The sequence below is a fragment of the Pseudomonas sp. DE0157 genome (assembly GCF_007678615.1).
In the GTDB taxonomy this organism is placed as follows: domain Bacteria; phylum Pseudomonadota; class Gammaproteobacteria; order Pseudomonadales; family Pseudomonadaceae; genus Aquipseudomonas; species Aquipseudomonas parafulva_B.
In genome coordinates, this window is the sequence record NZ_VEJN01000012.1 from 61,171 (window position 1) to 74,704 (window position 13,534).

Sequence of the window (13,534 nt, forward strand, 5' to 3'; positions counted from 1 at the left end):
AATGGCCCAATGTGTTAAGAAGGTTAATGCTGCTGCATGCCCTGTACCTGCTCCGGTATCGTTCGCAAAAAGCAATATGTTTCGTTTGCGAATTACTATCATATGGGCAAAGGGTGCGGCATGAACGTTTTCAGTGGGGCAGGGAGCGCGCGACGCGTGCGGGGATGGCTGGTGGCGGGGCTGGTAGCGCCGTTTTCACTTACGGCATTGGCGCAAGACGTAGCCATGGTGGTGAACGCTGACGATCCCCTCGACCTGCCGGCATTGACCATCGAGGGCAATCGGCTGTACGACATGCTGCCCTCCGAGGCCACTGGCGGGTACAGCGTGGACGCCGCCACCGTGGGCACCAAGACGCCAGCGGCCTTGAAGGACATCCCACAGTCGATCACCGTCTATACCCAGGATTACGTCAAGGATCGGCAGTTCGTTCACCTCGATGACCTGGCCAAATACACGGCCGGCCTGCGTACCCTGACCAACGACAGTGGTCGGTCATCGATCTACGCCCGTGGCTATGAGTACAGCGAATTCAACATTGACGGCCTGCCAGCACCGATGGCGAGCATCTTCGGGACCGTGCCATCGCTTGTGGCATTCGACCGTGTCGAGATCATGCGTGGCCCGGCCGGGCTGTTCAGCAGCACCAGCGAACTGGGCGGTATCGTCAACATGGTGCGCAAGCGGCCCACGGCCGACTTTCAGGGGCATGTCGAGGGCTACTACGGTACCTGGGATACCAATCACCAGGAACTGGACCTGAGCGGGCCGCTGGACGAAAACGGGCGGGTGCGTGGGCGCTTCATCGCCTCGCGCGACGACACCAATGGCGAAGTCGATTACAACGCCAATACCAGCAACAGCTACTACGGCGCGCTGGATGTCGACCTGGACGAGGCCACTACCCTGTCGTTCGGCCTGATCCACGAGGTCAAGAACATTACGCCGCACAATGGTTACCCGGCAACGTTGGACGGCAAGGTGCCTGACTTCAGCCATTCCCGTTTTCTGGGCGCAGACTGGAACGCGTTCGACGGCAAGACCACCGACCTGGTCGCTGAGCTGACCCATCGTTTCGACAACGGTGGCTATGGCCGCATCGCTGCACGCGGATCGCACCGCGATACCAACTATCTCTACGCGTTCACGGCCACAAACCCCACGACGGGCAAAAACTCCGAACGCGCCAGTGCGCGCGATTTCACCCAGGACACCTACGCGGTCGATGCCAGCTACAGCCAGCCCTTCGAAACCTTTGGCCAGGTCAGTGAGTTCGTCGTTGGCAGCGATTACAAGAACTACGACACCGAGTACCTGAACGGGGCCACGACGCTGGGCAACATCAACGTCAACACTTACTCACCCAAGCAGTTCGCCAAACCCGCTGCGAACTACACGACCGAGACGGGCATGCAGGAAGAGGAATACGGCTTGTATTCCAAGGTCACCTTCCGCCCGGTCGAGCGCCTGGCGTTGATCGCCGGCGGGCGGTTCAGTTGGTACCGTGGCGATTTCTACACCACGACCCTCAAGACCGGTTTCACTGCGGACGATAGCAAGCAGGTCGATGGTCATTTCACACCCTATACCGGTGCGGTCTACGACCTTTCCGAAAACCATGCGCTGTATGCCAGCTATTCGCAGGTGTTCAAGCCGCAGTCGGCGACCGATGGCGACGGCCGAGTACTCAAACCACGCGAAGGCGAGCAGTACGAAGTGGGTATCAAGAGCAGCTATTTTGGTGGCGCGCTCAATACGCGCCTGTCGGCATTTCGCCTTACCGACGAAAACCGCGCCACCACCCGTTACGACAGCGAAGGCGTCGCGACCAAGGACTCGGTAGCTGCCGGCAAGACACGGGTCAAGGGGGCAGAAGTAGAAGTCAGCGGCAAGCTGACCGATAACTGGGAGCTGCTGGGCGGTTACACCTGGATGGACACCGAAACCGTGAAGGGCGATGCCGAAACCACGTTCTTCATCATGCCGCGCCACCAGGCGTCGCTGTGGAGCAAATACACCATCAGCCAAGGCGCGCTCACCGGGCTGGCCATCGGTGGCGGCGTCTCGGCGATGAGCAATTTCCACTCGGAAAACGGCGGGGTACGCATTGATGCGCCAGGTTATGCCACCGTGGATGCCATGCTTTCCTACCCGGTGACCTCCAAACTGACTGCCACCGTCAACGTCAACAACCTGTTCGATCGCGATTACCTGTCGCGGGTGGGTTCGACATCCACGTTCAACTTCTACGGCCCGTCGCGCAGCGTGCTGGTGGGTGCGCGTTACGATTTCTAAAGGCGTGTGCTAAAGGACAATTCGGCGGCGCCTATAGGGTCTCGCCGCTTTGTTCTGGCTGAAAGACAGGCATTAAAAAGCCGGCTTGTGGCCGGCTTCTCGGGGACGCTTCCGACTAATTTATGGTAAGCCGCAATCGCCTTAACGGTGTGGCCAAAAGAGGCCTGAAAGAGATGGCTGATGCCCGTATGGGGTATCGCCGAGCCCTCTGGACTGCGGCTTGCGCCGGTCGGGGCTGATGTGCGCGTAGCATACAAGGGCACGCACCTGATGCCCAGCAAAAAATGGCACAGGGTGTTTCAACCGGGGCGTTGCCGGCGAAAATGCGACCAGTGATAGACCCACCCCAGGATCTCCAGCCCTTGCGCCTGGCGCTGGCTGGGGGTCAAGCGTTCGACGGCGTAGTTGTGCCGGTCATGACTATGCAGGTAGAGCGTGCCGTGCTCGCCCATGGTCAGGTTATGCACGCGCAACGCGCCATTGATCAGCAGGGCATAGGTTTCGCCCTCGACGATCTGGGTCATGCTCATGTCGATGGCCAGGGTCGCTTCGACGGGGATCAAAGGGGCCATGTTGCCGCCTGGCATGGCCATGCAGATGGACGTGTCGTGTTTGACGCCCAGCATTCGCAGGGCGTTGGCAGGCAGGCGCAGGGCACGCCCTGACACCTTGCACAGCAGGCCATTGCGCACCTCGTGGAACGGTACGTGTACCACGCGCCCGCGATGAACGGCACGCGGAATGGGGGCGTCTATCGGCACCGGGCGTGGCGGACAGGTGCGCAGGATGGCATTGGGATGTTTGGCGCCTTCGCCGGTGCGCAGCCAGCGACGGTGCACGCAGAACAGGTCGGCGAGCTCGTCCAGGCGAGCCAGCGGGACCCCGCGATTGAACCAGTTGTTGACGTGCTGAGGCGTCACGCCGCGCTGGGCTGCGAAGTTTGCAGGGGTCAGGCCGCATTCTTGAAGAAGGGCTCTTAAACGTTCACCAGATGTGTTCATGGAGAAAGTGTAGCGGCACGGTGCCACCAAAGGTATGAACAGGATGTTGATGCGCGGAAGGGGAGATGTAGGAGCAGTCAGACGCGGGTGTAGGACGTTGTAGAACGCTTAAGCCGAGATTGGCTGTGAAGCCTATCGCGCGCCAAAAAAAAACCCGCCGAAGCGGGTTTTTCATGCAATCAGGATCAGCCTTTGTAGGCTTCGACCGATTTGGTGATCGCAGCGCGGGCGGCGTCGGCGCCGTCCCAGCCTTCGATCTTGACCCACTTGCCCTTTTCGAGATCTTTGTAGTTGGCAAAGAAATGCTCGATCTGCTGGATCAGCAGGGCAGGCAGGTCGGTGTATTCCTTCACGTCCACGTACAGCTGCGACAGCTTGTCGTGGGGCACTGCGATGACCTTGGCGTCGCCGCCGCCATCGTCGGTCATGTTCAAGACACCTACCGGACGGGCGCGGATGACCGAACCTGGGGCCACTGGGTAAGGGGTAACCACCAGCACGTCCAGCGGATCACCGTCGTCAGCCAGGGTGTTGGGGATAAAGCCGTAGTTGGCCGGGTAGAACATAGGGGTGGCCATGAAACGGTCGACGAACAGCGTGTCGCTGTCCTTGTCGATCTCGTATTTGATCGGCGCGTGGTTGGCCGGGATCTCGATGGCGACGTAGATGTCGTTCGGCAGGTCTTTGCCCGCCGGAATCTTGCTGTAGCTCATTGGGCAGTGCCCCCGTGTTTGACCAAAAAAGTGGCGGCGATTATAGGCATATTCCGACGGGGCATGCCACGTCTGGCCCAATGGACCGGGCGCTACACGGGGGGATGGCGATAGTCGGGATGCTCGCGTTGCAACCGGGCCAGGCGTGCAAGCGGGTTCTGCCGGTAGAACAGCGACAGTTGCTGGTAGACCTCGGGGTAGGCCTGGTGCAGCAGGTCGGGGGCGCTGAAGAAGTACTCGCTGGTCACGGCGAAGAACTCGGCGGGGTTTTCGGCGGCATAGGGGTCAATCGGCGTTTCGGCTTCCGGATCCAGGTCGAGTTGCCGGTTGAGGTCGTCGAAGGCCTGTTGCATGGCGTTCGCCCAGCGTTGCACAGCCATGTCGCTGTGCAGGGGAGGCAGGCCATTGGCATCGCCGTTGAGCATGTCCAGCTTGTGCGCCAGCTCATGGATGACCAGGTTGTAGGCTTCCCAGCCGCCACTGCCGAACACGCCATTGCAGGCCAGGATGATCGGGCCCTGCTGCCAGGCCTCGCCACTGTGTTCGCCGTCCCAGGCGTGCTCCACGCCGCTGGCGTCCCGGTGGCGCTGCGGGCTTTTGAAATCGTCGGGGTAGAGGATGATTTCGTGAAAGCCCTGATACCAGTTCAGGTCACCAAGGTGCAGTAACGGCAGCTGAGCTTGTGCCGCCAGCACCAGGCGTTGCTCATCGTCGAGCTCGACGCCTGACAGGCACGTCAGGTGCTTCTCGTTCAGGAACAGGATGCTGGCCTCGCGCAACCATTGGTCCTCGGCGTCGTCGATACCGTCCAGTATGGGCAAGCGCTCGCGTACGGCTTGCCATTGCTGGACGCTGATCGGGAAGCGCGCCAACGTGCGCTTGCGCCGCCAGGCGCTGAACGACCACATGCCCGATCAGGCGCCTCAGTGCGCCTTGGCCGTGCGACCCAGGCGGGTGCGCAGCAGGCCGAGAATCATCGGGACCAGCGACAGCAGGATGATACCCACTACCATCAGAGACAGGTGCTGCTTGATGAACGGCACGTTGCCGAAGAAGTACCCCAGCGTGACCAAGCCACCTACCCAGAGCAACGTGCCGGCAATACTGAAACCGAGAAAGCGCGGGTAGTGCATGCGGGCAATACCGGCCACGAACGGCGCGAATGTGCGCAGGATGGGCAGAAAACGCGCCATGGTGACCGTTTTGCCGCCGTGACGCTCGTAGAAGTCGTGGGTGCGCTGCAGGTGGTTGCGGCGGAAGATCTTCGAGTTCGGGTTGCTGAACAGGCGCTCGCCGGCCGTTCGCCCGATCACGTAGTTGGTGCTGTCGCCCAGGATGGCGGCGATCATCAGCAACCCGGCCAGCAGGACAGGGTCCATGCCGCCGCCCGCAGCGACTGCACCGGCGATGAACAGCAGGGAATCACCTGGCAGGAAAGGCATCACCACCAGCCCGGTTTCACAAAAAATCACAGCAAACAAAATGGCATAGATCCAGGGCCCGTAATTGGTGACCAACAGATCAAGGTACGCATCAAGATGGAGGATGAGGTCCAGCGGGTTGAAATCCATGTACAGCACCTGTGGTCTGGGTCGAAGGCTCGGTGACCTGGAGGAGTGAAATTTCACACATGACAAGTGGGCCATTATACGGCGAAGTCAGGATCACGCCCGCAGACTTTGTAGCGAGGGGTTACGGCAGTAGGAAGGCGTGAGCTGCGTTGTAGTACGGCAGACAGACACTGAGGTCGTGGACATCGTTCATCGTCCATGCTCGCCGCACGGAGGATACGGCGAGCGTGTTCAGTGGCCCGCCTGTAGCGCGCAGCAGGGCAGCCGGAGCAGCACCACCCTCCTACGCAGGTGCTCAGCCCTTGCCCAGAAGAAAGTTACCTTTCTGGCTGGCCAGTTCGTCACTTTCCAGGCTGTGAACTTCAGCCTCATCCTTAAGGTTCACGCCTGACAGCTGGCGCCGACAGGCTTCACGCATCAGGTACAGCAGCCGATGCGCGGCCATGCCATAGCTCAACCCCTCCAGGCGCACATTGGAAATGCAGTTGCGGTAGGCGTCGGTCAGCCCGACCCTCGGGGCGTAGGTGAAATAAAGCCCCAGGCTGTCCGGCGAACTGAGCCCTGGCCGCTCACCGATCAGCATCACGGTCATGCGAGCGCCGAGCAGCTCGCCCACCTCATCTGCCACCGCCACGCGTCCTTGCTGGACCAACGTTATGGGCGCGCAAGTCCAGCCTTCGGCGTTGACCTGCTCCTCAAGGCGGGTCAGAAACGGGAGCGTATGACGGTGTACCGCCAAGGCGGAGAGTCCGTCGGCGACCACGACTGCCAGGTCGACCCCGCCTGGGTTGGCCTGGGCATGCTGGCGCAAGGTGGCGACCGAATCCTCGTTCAGGCGCCGGCCCAGATCGGGCCGCTGAAGGTATTGATGACGGTCGCTTGCGGCGCTGTGTAACACCAGGCTATCGCGCCCCCGTTGATCGAGCTGTGCCGTCAGTTCAGTCACGTCGAAGGGCAGGTGCACGGCGTCCCGAGCCTGGGCATGGGCGAACTGGAAGTCCAGTTGCGCACTGGTCGGAAGGCTGGTGCCCACGCGCCCCAGGGCGATACGGGCGGGGGTCAGGTTGCGCAGGGCCAGCCAGGGGTTTTCGGGGGTGGGGGTACGGTTGTCCATGATCGGCGATTCCTATGCAAGCTGTGCCAGGGCCTGCCGGAAGGCTGGCGGCAGGTTGTCACCAAAGCGTATCCGGCCGTCGGCCTGGGTGAAGATGCCGGTGCGCGCCAGCCATGCTTCGAACTCAGGCCCAGGCTTGAGGCCCAGGGTTTGGCGGGCATACAGGGCGTCATGGAACGAGGTGGTCTGGTAGTTGAGCATGATGTCGTCCGAGCCGGGGATACCCATGATGAAGTTGATCCCGGCGACCCCCAGCAGCGTCAGCAGCGTGTCCATGTCGTCCTGGTCGGCTTCGGCATGGTTGGTGTAGCAGATGTCGCAGCCCATTGGCACGCCCAGCAGCTTGCCGCAGAAGTGGTCTTCAAGGCCCGCACGGATGATCTGCTTGCCGTTGTACAGGTACTCCGGACCAATGAAACCGACCACGGTATTGACCAGGAACGGCTTGAAGTGGCGTGCGACGGCATAGGCGCGGGTCTCGCACGTCTGTTGGTCGACACCATGATGAGCGTTGGCCGACAGCGCACTGCCTTGGCCGGTTTCGAAATACATCAGGTTCTGCCCCAGGGTGCCGCGCTTGAGCGATAGCCCTGCTTCGTACCCCTCCTGCAACACGTTCAGGTTGATGCCGAACCCCGCATTGGCCGCCTCGGTGCCGGCGATGGACTGGAAGACCAGGTCCAGGGGTACGCCCCGGTTGATCGCCTCAATCGAAGTGGTGACATGGGTGAGCACGCAGGACTGGGTCGGAATATCGTAGCGCTGGATGATGGCATCGAGCATTTCCAGCAGCGCACAGATGGAAGCGGTGCTGTCCGTGGCTGGGTTGATGCCGATCATGGCATCGCCGTTGCCATACAGCAGGCCGTCGAGAATGCTCGCCGCGATACCGGCCGGTTCGTCGGTGGGGTGGTTGGGCTGCAGTCGGGTCGACAGGCGCCCGCGCAGGCCCATGGTGCCGCGAAACTGGGTAACGACACGGATCTTCTGGGCCACCAGCACCAGGTCCTGGATGCGCATGATCTTCGACACGGCGGCGGCCATTTCCGGCGTCAGCCCCGGCGCCAATGCGCGCAGGCTGTCTTCATCGGCCTGCTCGCTCAACAGCCAGTCACGCAAGCCGCCTACGGTCAGGTGACTGACCGGTGCGAAAGCCTGTGCATCGTGGGTATCGATGATCAAGCGGGTGACTTCGTCGCTTTCGTAGGGGATCAGTGCTTCGCTCAGAAAATGCGACAGCGGAATATTGGCCAATGCCATTTGCGCAGCCACGCGCTCGCCATCGCTTGAAGCCGCGACCTCGGCGAGGTAGTCGCCGGAGCGTGCGGGGCTGGCCTTGGCCATCACCTCCCTGAGGCTGTCGAAGCGATAGACCAGGTTGCCCACGGTGTGTACGAAATTTGCCATGCAGATTCTCCAAGGCCGCGGGGTGGCCCGCGGCGAGTGTCGTCGATCAGTGCAAGGCCTCTTCGGCCTTCTGGATCGCGGCGAATTCCTCTTCTGGCGTGCCCGCTACCAGGTGGTGACGGCTGTAGAAAGCAAAGTACGCAATCAGCACCGCATAGATCACGGCAGCACCGATCACCACGCGTGGGTCGACCAGGAAGCCGGCGACCACGGCGATACAGGCCAGCACCAGGGCCAGGCCCGAGGTGAAGATGCCGCCTGGGGTGCGGTAAGGGCGCTCCATTTTCGGGCGACGGATGCGCAGGGTGATGTGCGCCGCCATCATCAGTACATAAGACAAGGTAGCCCCGAACACGGCAACCAGGATGAGCAAGTCGCCTTGACCTGTCAGCGACAGGGCAAAACCGATGATGCCCGGAATCACCAACGCCATGACCGGCGCCTTGCTCTTGTTGGTCTCGGACAGCTTGCGCGGCAGGTAGCCGGCCCGCGACAGCGCGAAGATCTGGCGCGAGTAGGCATAGATGATCGAGAAGAAGCTGGCGATCAGGCCTGCCAGGCCCACCAGGTTGACGAAGCTGCCCATCCAGGTGGAACCGCCGTAAGCCTTGGCCAGCGCCTCGACCAGGGGGTTACCGGAGGCCTTGAGTGCTTCGGAGCCTGCACCGCCGGGGCCGACGATCAGGATCAGCAGGGCGAACGCCACCAGCACCAGCATCGCGCCAATCAGGCCGCGTGGCAGGTCGCGCTTGGGGTTCTTGGTTTCTTCGGCGGCCAATGGCACGCCCTCAACCGCCAGGAAGAACCAGATCGCATAGGGGATGGCTGCCCACACGCCTACATAGCCGAACGGCAGGAAGCTGCTGGCCCCTGCGGCATCGGTGACGGCGATGTCGAACAGGTTGGCTGCATCAAAATGGGGCACCATGGCCACCAGGAACACGGCCAGTGCAACGGCGGCGATGGCGGTGATGATGAACATCAGCTTGAGCGCCTCGCCCACGCCAAAGATGTGGATGCCGATGAACACCACGTAGAACGCCAGGTAGATCATCCAACCGCCGATGCCGAACAACGATTGGCAATAGGCGCCAATGAAGGTGGCGATGGCCGCCGGCGCGATGGCGTACTCGATCAGGATGGCGGTGCCGGTCAGGAACCCGCCCCAGGGCCCGAAGGCGCTGCGGGCGAACCCGTAGCCACCGCCGGCAGTAGGGATCATCGACGACAGTTCGGCCAGGGAGAAGCACATGCACAGGTACATGGTGGCCATCAGCAGGGTGGCGAGGAACATGCCACCCCAACCACCTTGGGCCAGGCCGAAGTTCCAGCCGGCGTAGTCGCCGGAGATGACGTAGGCAACGCCCAGGCCGACCAGAAGCACCCAGCCGGCGGCGCCTTTCTTGAGTTCACGTTGTTGGAAATAGTCTGAACCGACTTTCTCGAAATCTACGGAAGAGCCTGCCGGGCTACCGGCTGGGTGTTCGCTTGGCATGGTTTCACCTGTTCTTTTTCTTGATGGCCGCAAGGAGTTCGGGCCGCTGGTGATCTGTACTGCAGGAAGCGAGCCAGAGCGGTTGGTGCATGACAACCGCCCTGGACAAAGGGCCAGTCAACGCCGGCCTTTGCATCGTGACCGGCGATAAGACCGGCGCAGGGCTTAGAAGAAGCCCAGCGGGTTGATGTCGTAGCTCACCAGCAGGTTCTTGGTCTGCTGGTAGTGATCGAGCATCATCTTGTGGGTTTCACGGCCTACACCGGACTTTTTGTAACCACCGAAGGCCGCGTGCGCCGGGTAAAGGTGATAGCAGTTGGTCCAGACACGCCCGGCCTTGATGCCGCGGCCCATGCGGTAGGCACGGTTGATGTCGCGGGTCCAGACCCCGGCGCCCAGGCCGAACTCGGTATCGTTGGCAATGGCCAGGGCTTCGGCCTCGTCCTTGAAGGTGGTGACGCTCACCACCGGCCCGAAGATTTCCTCCTGGAACACCCGCATCTTGTTGTTGCCCTTGAGCAGGGTCGGCTGGATGTAGTAACCGGTGGCCAGCGCGCCTTCGAGTTTCTCGACCTTGCCCCCGGTCAGCAGCTCGGCGCCTTCCTGCTGGGCGATCTCGAGGTAGGACAGGATCTTCTCGAATTGCTGTTGCGAGGCCTGCGCACCGACCATGGTGTCGGTGTCCAGCGGGTCGCCGCGCTTGATCTGCAGCACCTTCTTCATCACCACTTCCATGAACTGCGGATAGATCGACTCCTGTACCAGCGCACGGGATGGGCAGGTGCACACTTCGCCCTGGTTGAAGAAGGCCAGGACCATGCCTTCGGCGGCCTTGTCGATGAAGCTCGGTTCGGCCTGCATGATGTCTTCGAAGTACACGTTCGGCGATTTGCCGCCCAGTTCCACCGTCGACGGGATGATGTTCTCGGCCGCGCACTTCATGATGTGCGAACCCACGGGCGTGGAACCTGTGAAGGCAATTTTGGCGATGCGCTTGCTGGTGGCCAGCGCCTCGCCCGCTTCACGGCCGTAGCCCTGCACCACGTTCAGCACGCCCTTGGGCAGCAGGTCGCCGATCAGCTCCACCAGCACGGTAATGCCAAGGGGCGTCTGTTCGGCGGGCTTGAGCACCACGCAGTTGCCTGCTGCCAGCGCTGGCGCGAGTTTCCAGGCGGCCATCAGGATCGGGAAGTTCCACGGGATGATCTGGCCCACCACGCCCAGAGGCTCATGGATATGGTAGGCAACGGTGTTTTCGTTGATTTCCGCAGCGCCGCCTTCCTGGGCGCGGATGCATCCGGCGAAGTAGCGGAAGTGATCGACCGCCAGCGGGATGTCGGCATTGAGGGTTTCTCGCACGGGCTTGCCGTTGTCCCAGGTTTCGGTGATGGCCAGGACTTCGAGGTTCTGCTCGATACGGTCGGCAATGCGCAGCAACACGTTGGAGCGGTCCTGGACGGACGTGCGGCCCCAGGCATCGGCAGCCGCGTGGGCAGCGTCCAGGGCTTTGTCGATGTCTTCGGCGGTGGAACGGGGGAATTCGGCAATCGGTTGCCCGTCCACGGGCGATGTGTTGGTGAAGTACTCACCCTTTACCGGAGGAACGAACTCACCACCGATGTAGTTGCCGTAGCGGCTCTTGAAGGAAACCTTAGCGCCTTCGGTACCGGGATGTGCATAACGCATGGTGTGTCTCCTGGCTATTGTGTTTGTGTGGAGTGCAAAGCGTAGAGCAAAGGTTGGGCCATCGTTTTGCACTTCAATGAAATCAAGCAGTTGACGGGTACTGACGCTCTCTGGCGACCCGCGATGTACCGTGCTCGATACAGGCTTGGGTGACAGTGTGTACCGCCGGTGGCACGCCTCGTGGCGGGTGCATTGCAAACCGGCCTGCTGTAGAGGATGCTGGCTTTAGCCTCTATCTGCGGAGAATCACAATAATGCAGAGCAACCCATTCACCCAGCATGCCCGGCAAGTGCACACGGTCGCCCATGGCGGGCGTGTCGAAGGCGGCAGCGACCCTTCCATTGCCCGCTCCTGGCTGCGCTGCCTGGAGGACTACCACCTGGATCCGGCGCTGGCCGAAGCACCGGTGGTCCTGGAGCATGGCCGCCTGTTGGAAAGCCGCGAACGCATGCGCCAGGTGCTGCAAATCGCCGATCAGGAAATGAACAGCCTGCACCAGCAGCTTTCCGGTGCTGGCCATGCGGTGTTGCTCACCGATGCCCGCGGGGTGATCCTCAACTGCGTCACCGCCCCCACCGAACGGCGCAGCTTCGAACAGGCCGGGCTGTGGCTGGGCGCTGACTGGAGCGAGGCGCGAGAGGGCACCAACGGCATCGGCACGTGCCTGGTCGAACGTCAGGCGCTGACCATCCACCAGCACGAACACTTTCGTGGGCGGCATACGGGGCTGACCTGCTCGGCCAGCCCGGTGTTCGACCCTCAGGGGCATTTGCTGGCCGTGCTGGACGTCTCTTCAGCGCGGCCCGACGTTTCGCGCCAAAGCGAATTCCACACCATGGCCATGGTGACCCTGTCGGCCAAGATGATCGAAAGCTGCTATTTCATGCGCCAGTTCGAGCATCACTGGCTGCTGCGTTTTCACCTGCAGGCCGAGTCGGTCGGGCTGTTCAGCGAGGGGCTGCTGGCGGTCGACGGCGATGGCCGTATCTGCGCGGCCAACCAGAGTGCGCTGAACCTGCTGGGCCGCGTGCGCGCCGATGTGCAAGGGCAGACCCTGGAGCAGTTTTTCGCCTGCACCCATGACGAGCTGTTCAGCCGTGCCATGCCCGATGGCAGCGCAGCCTGGCCGCTGCTGACCCTGGACGGGCGGCAGGTGTTCGCCAGCCTGCGTGGCCAGGCACGTACGCCGGTCTGGACCGTGCCCGCCGGGCATTCGCGCCGCGTCGTCCGGCAGCCACCGCAGGTCTGCCTGCTGGACCCTGCGCTGCAACAGGATTTTCGCCGCAGTGTGCGGGTGTTCGAGCGCAATGTGCCGCTGTTGCTCAGCGGCGAGACGGGTTGCGGCAAGGAAGCCTTCGCCCAGGCCGTGCATCAGGCCAGCGAGCGTCGGGACAAGCCATTCGTGGCCATCAACTGCGCGTCCATCCCCGAGAGCCTGATCGAAAGCGAGTTGTTCGGCTATCGGGCCGGCAGCTTTACCGGGGCACGCAAGGAAGGCATGCGCGGCAAGTTGCTGCAGGCCGACGGCGGCACCTTGTTGCTGGACGAGATCGGCGACATGCCGCTGGATCTGCAAACACGGCTGCTGCGCGTGCTCGAAGAGCGGCAGGTGGTGCCAATCGGCGGCGAGCCGCAGGCCGTGGATGTTCGCATCATCAGTGCCACCCACCGGGACCTGCTGCAACGGGTTGCCCAGGGTACGTTCCGTGAAGATCTTTATTACCGCCTCAACGGGCTTGAAGTGGCTTTGCCTGCCGTGCGCGAGCGCAGCGACAAAGCGCAGTTGCTGGACTTGCTGCTGCGCCAGGAAACCCAAGGCCAGTTGATTGAACTCGAGCCCCAGGCGCGTGAGGTACTGCTGGACTACCCCTGGCCTGGTAACGTGCGGCAGATGCGCAACGTGCTGCGCACCCTGGCTGCCCTGTGTGACGAGGGCCGCGTCACGCTGGCAGACCTGCCTGCCGTGGTGCGCACGGCGCGTCGCCAAGACGCAGCGCCAGTGGCCACGGCGGTCTTGCCGGATGAGGGTTCACCGGTACCTGAGAGCAACACCGCATTGGAGACGGCCGAACGCCAGGCACTGCTGGCCGTTCTCGAGGCCCGGCATTGGCAGCTCACCCGGGTCGCCGAGCACCTGGGCATCAGCCGTAACACGCTGTATCGCAAACTGCGCAAGCATGGCATCACCCGGCCCGACTGACGAAACAGCGGGTGCGATTTGTCGCGCCCTGGGCTACCCTGCCTCGATGTT

Annotated in this window: 10 protein-coding genes; 2 read left to right on the top strand and 8 right to left on the bottom strand. The window is 62.2% G+C overall.

The features are described from left to right. Window positions 1-120 precede the first annotated feature (120 nt). The gene (locus tag FS777_RS15605) at window positions 121-2,295 is read left to right on the top strand and encodes a TonB-dependent siderophore receptor (RefSeq protein ID WP_145256275.1); all 2,175 of its coding nucleotides are present in this window, start codon (window positions 121-123) and stop codon (window positions 2,293-2,295) included. 299 nt (window positions 2,296-2,594) lie between these two features. Here FS777_RS15605 and FS777_RS15610 read toward each other — a convergent pair whose 3' ends face one another. From FS777_RS15610 to FS777_RS15645, 8 genes are all read right to left on the bottom strand, one after another. After that, on the bottom strand, window positions 2,595-3,296 hold the full coding sequence (locus FS777_RS15610) for a helix-turn-helix transcriptional regulator (protein WP_078479185.1): 702 nt from the start codon (window positions 3,294-3,296) through the stop codon (window positions 2,595-2,597). Between the two features lie 185 nt (window positions 3,297-3,481). Next, the gene (gene ppa / locus FS777_RS15615) at window positions 3,482-4,009 is read right to left on the bottom strand and encodes an inorganic diphosphatase (protein ID WP_023534987.1); all 528 of its coding nucleotides are present in this window, start codon (window positions 4,007-4,009) and stop codon (window positions 3,482-3,484) included. 92 nt (window positions 4,010-4,101) lie between these two features. Further along, complete coding sequence (locus tag FS777_RS15620) at window positions 4,102-4,917, bottom strand: zinc-dependent peptidase (protein WP_078479184.1); 816 nt, start codon at window positions 4,915-4,917, stop codon at window positions 4,102-4,104. A gap of 15 nt (window positions 4,918-4,932) precedes the next feature. Next, entirely contained in the window at window positions 4,933-5,580 is a 648-nt protein-coding gene (locus FS777_RS15625; RefSeq protein WP_145256278.1) for a DedA family protein, read from the bottom strand. Between the two features lie 295 nt (window positions 5,581-5,875). After that, window positions 5,876-6,694, bottom strand: coding sequence for an ethanolamine ammonia-lyase subunit EutC (eutC, locus tag FS777_RS15630; protein ID WP_145256281.1), 819 nt, complete (start codon window positions 6,692-6,694; stop codon window positions 5,876-5,878). A gap of 12 nt (window positions 6,695-6,706) precedes the next feature. Further along, a complete protein-coding gene (locus FS777_RS15635) occupies window positions 6,707-8,101 on the bottom strand; it encodes an ethanolamine ammonia-lyase subunit EutB (protein WP_078479181.1) in 1,395 nt (464 codons plus the stop codon). 46 nt (window positions 8,102-8,147) lie between these two features. Continuing rightward, window positions 8,148-9,596, bottom strand: a complete 1,449-nt coding sequence (eat, locus tag FS777_RS15640) for an ethanolamine permease (protein ID WP_058605306.1) — start codon at window positions 9,594-9,596, stop codon at window positions 8,148-8,150. Window positions 9,597-9,761: 165 nt separating this feature from the next. Continuing rightward, entirely contained in the window at window positions 9,762-11,282 is a 1,521-nt protein-coding gene (locus tag FS777_RS15645) for an aldehyde dehydrogenase family protein (protein WP_028687655.1), read from the bottom strand. 254 nt (window positions 11,283-11,536) lie between these two features. Between FS777_RS15645 and FS777_RS15650 the strand changes: the two genes are divergently transcribed. Next, window positions 11,537-13,483: a sigma-54-dependent Fis family transcriptional regulator gene (locus tag FS777_RS15650; protein ID WP_058639682.1), complete on the top strand. Its 1,947-nt coding sequence runs from the start codon at window positions 11,537-11,539 to the stop codon at window positions 13,481-13,483. The last annotated feature ends 51 nt before the right edge of the window (window positions 13,484-13,534 follow it).

Excerpts from the sequence above, each read along its gene's own strand:
- FS777_RS15605 (WP_145256275.1), top strand. The coding sequence starts at position 121 with ATGAACGTTTTCAGTGGGGCAGGGAGCGCGCGACGCGTGCGGGGATGG.
- FS777_RS15610 (WP_078479185.1), bottom strand. The coding sequence starts at position 3,296 with ATGAACACATCTGGTGAACGTTTAAGAGCCCTTCTTCAAGAATGCGGC.
- ppa (WP_023534987.1), bottom strand. The coding sequence starts at position 4,009 with ATGAGCTACAGCAAGATTCCGGCGGGCAAAGACCTGCCGAACGACATC.
- FS777_RS15620 (WP_078479184.1), bottom strand. The coding sequence starts at position 4,917 with ATGTGGTCGTTCAGCGCCTGGCGGCGCAAGCGCACGTTGGCGCGCTTC.
- FS777_RS15625 (WP_145256278.1), bottom strand. The coding sequence starts at position 5,580 with ATGGATTTCAACCCGCTGGACCTCATCCTCCATCTTGATGCGTACCTT.
- eutC (WP_145256281.1), bottom strand. The coding sequence starts at position 6,694 with ATGGACAACCGTACCCCCACCCCCGAAAACCCCTGGCTGGCCCTGCGC.
- FS777_RS15635 (WP_078479181.1), bottom strand. The coding sequence starts at position 8,101 with ATGGCAAATTTCGTACACACCGTGGGCAACCTGGTCTATCGCTTCGAC.
- eat (WP_058605306.1), bottom strand. The coding sequence starts at position 9,596 with ATGCCAAGCGAACACCCAGCCGGTAGCCCGGCAGGCTCTTCCGTAGAT.
- FS777_RS15645 (WP_028687655.1), bottom strand. The coding sequence starts at position 11,282 with ATGCGTTATGCACATCCCGGTACCGAAGGCGCTAAGGTTTCCTTCAAG.
- FS777_RS15650 (WP_058639682.1), top strand. The coding sequence starts at position 11,537 with ATGCAGAGCAACCCATTCACCCAGCATGCCCGGCAAGTGCACACGGTC.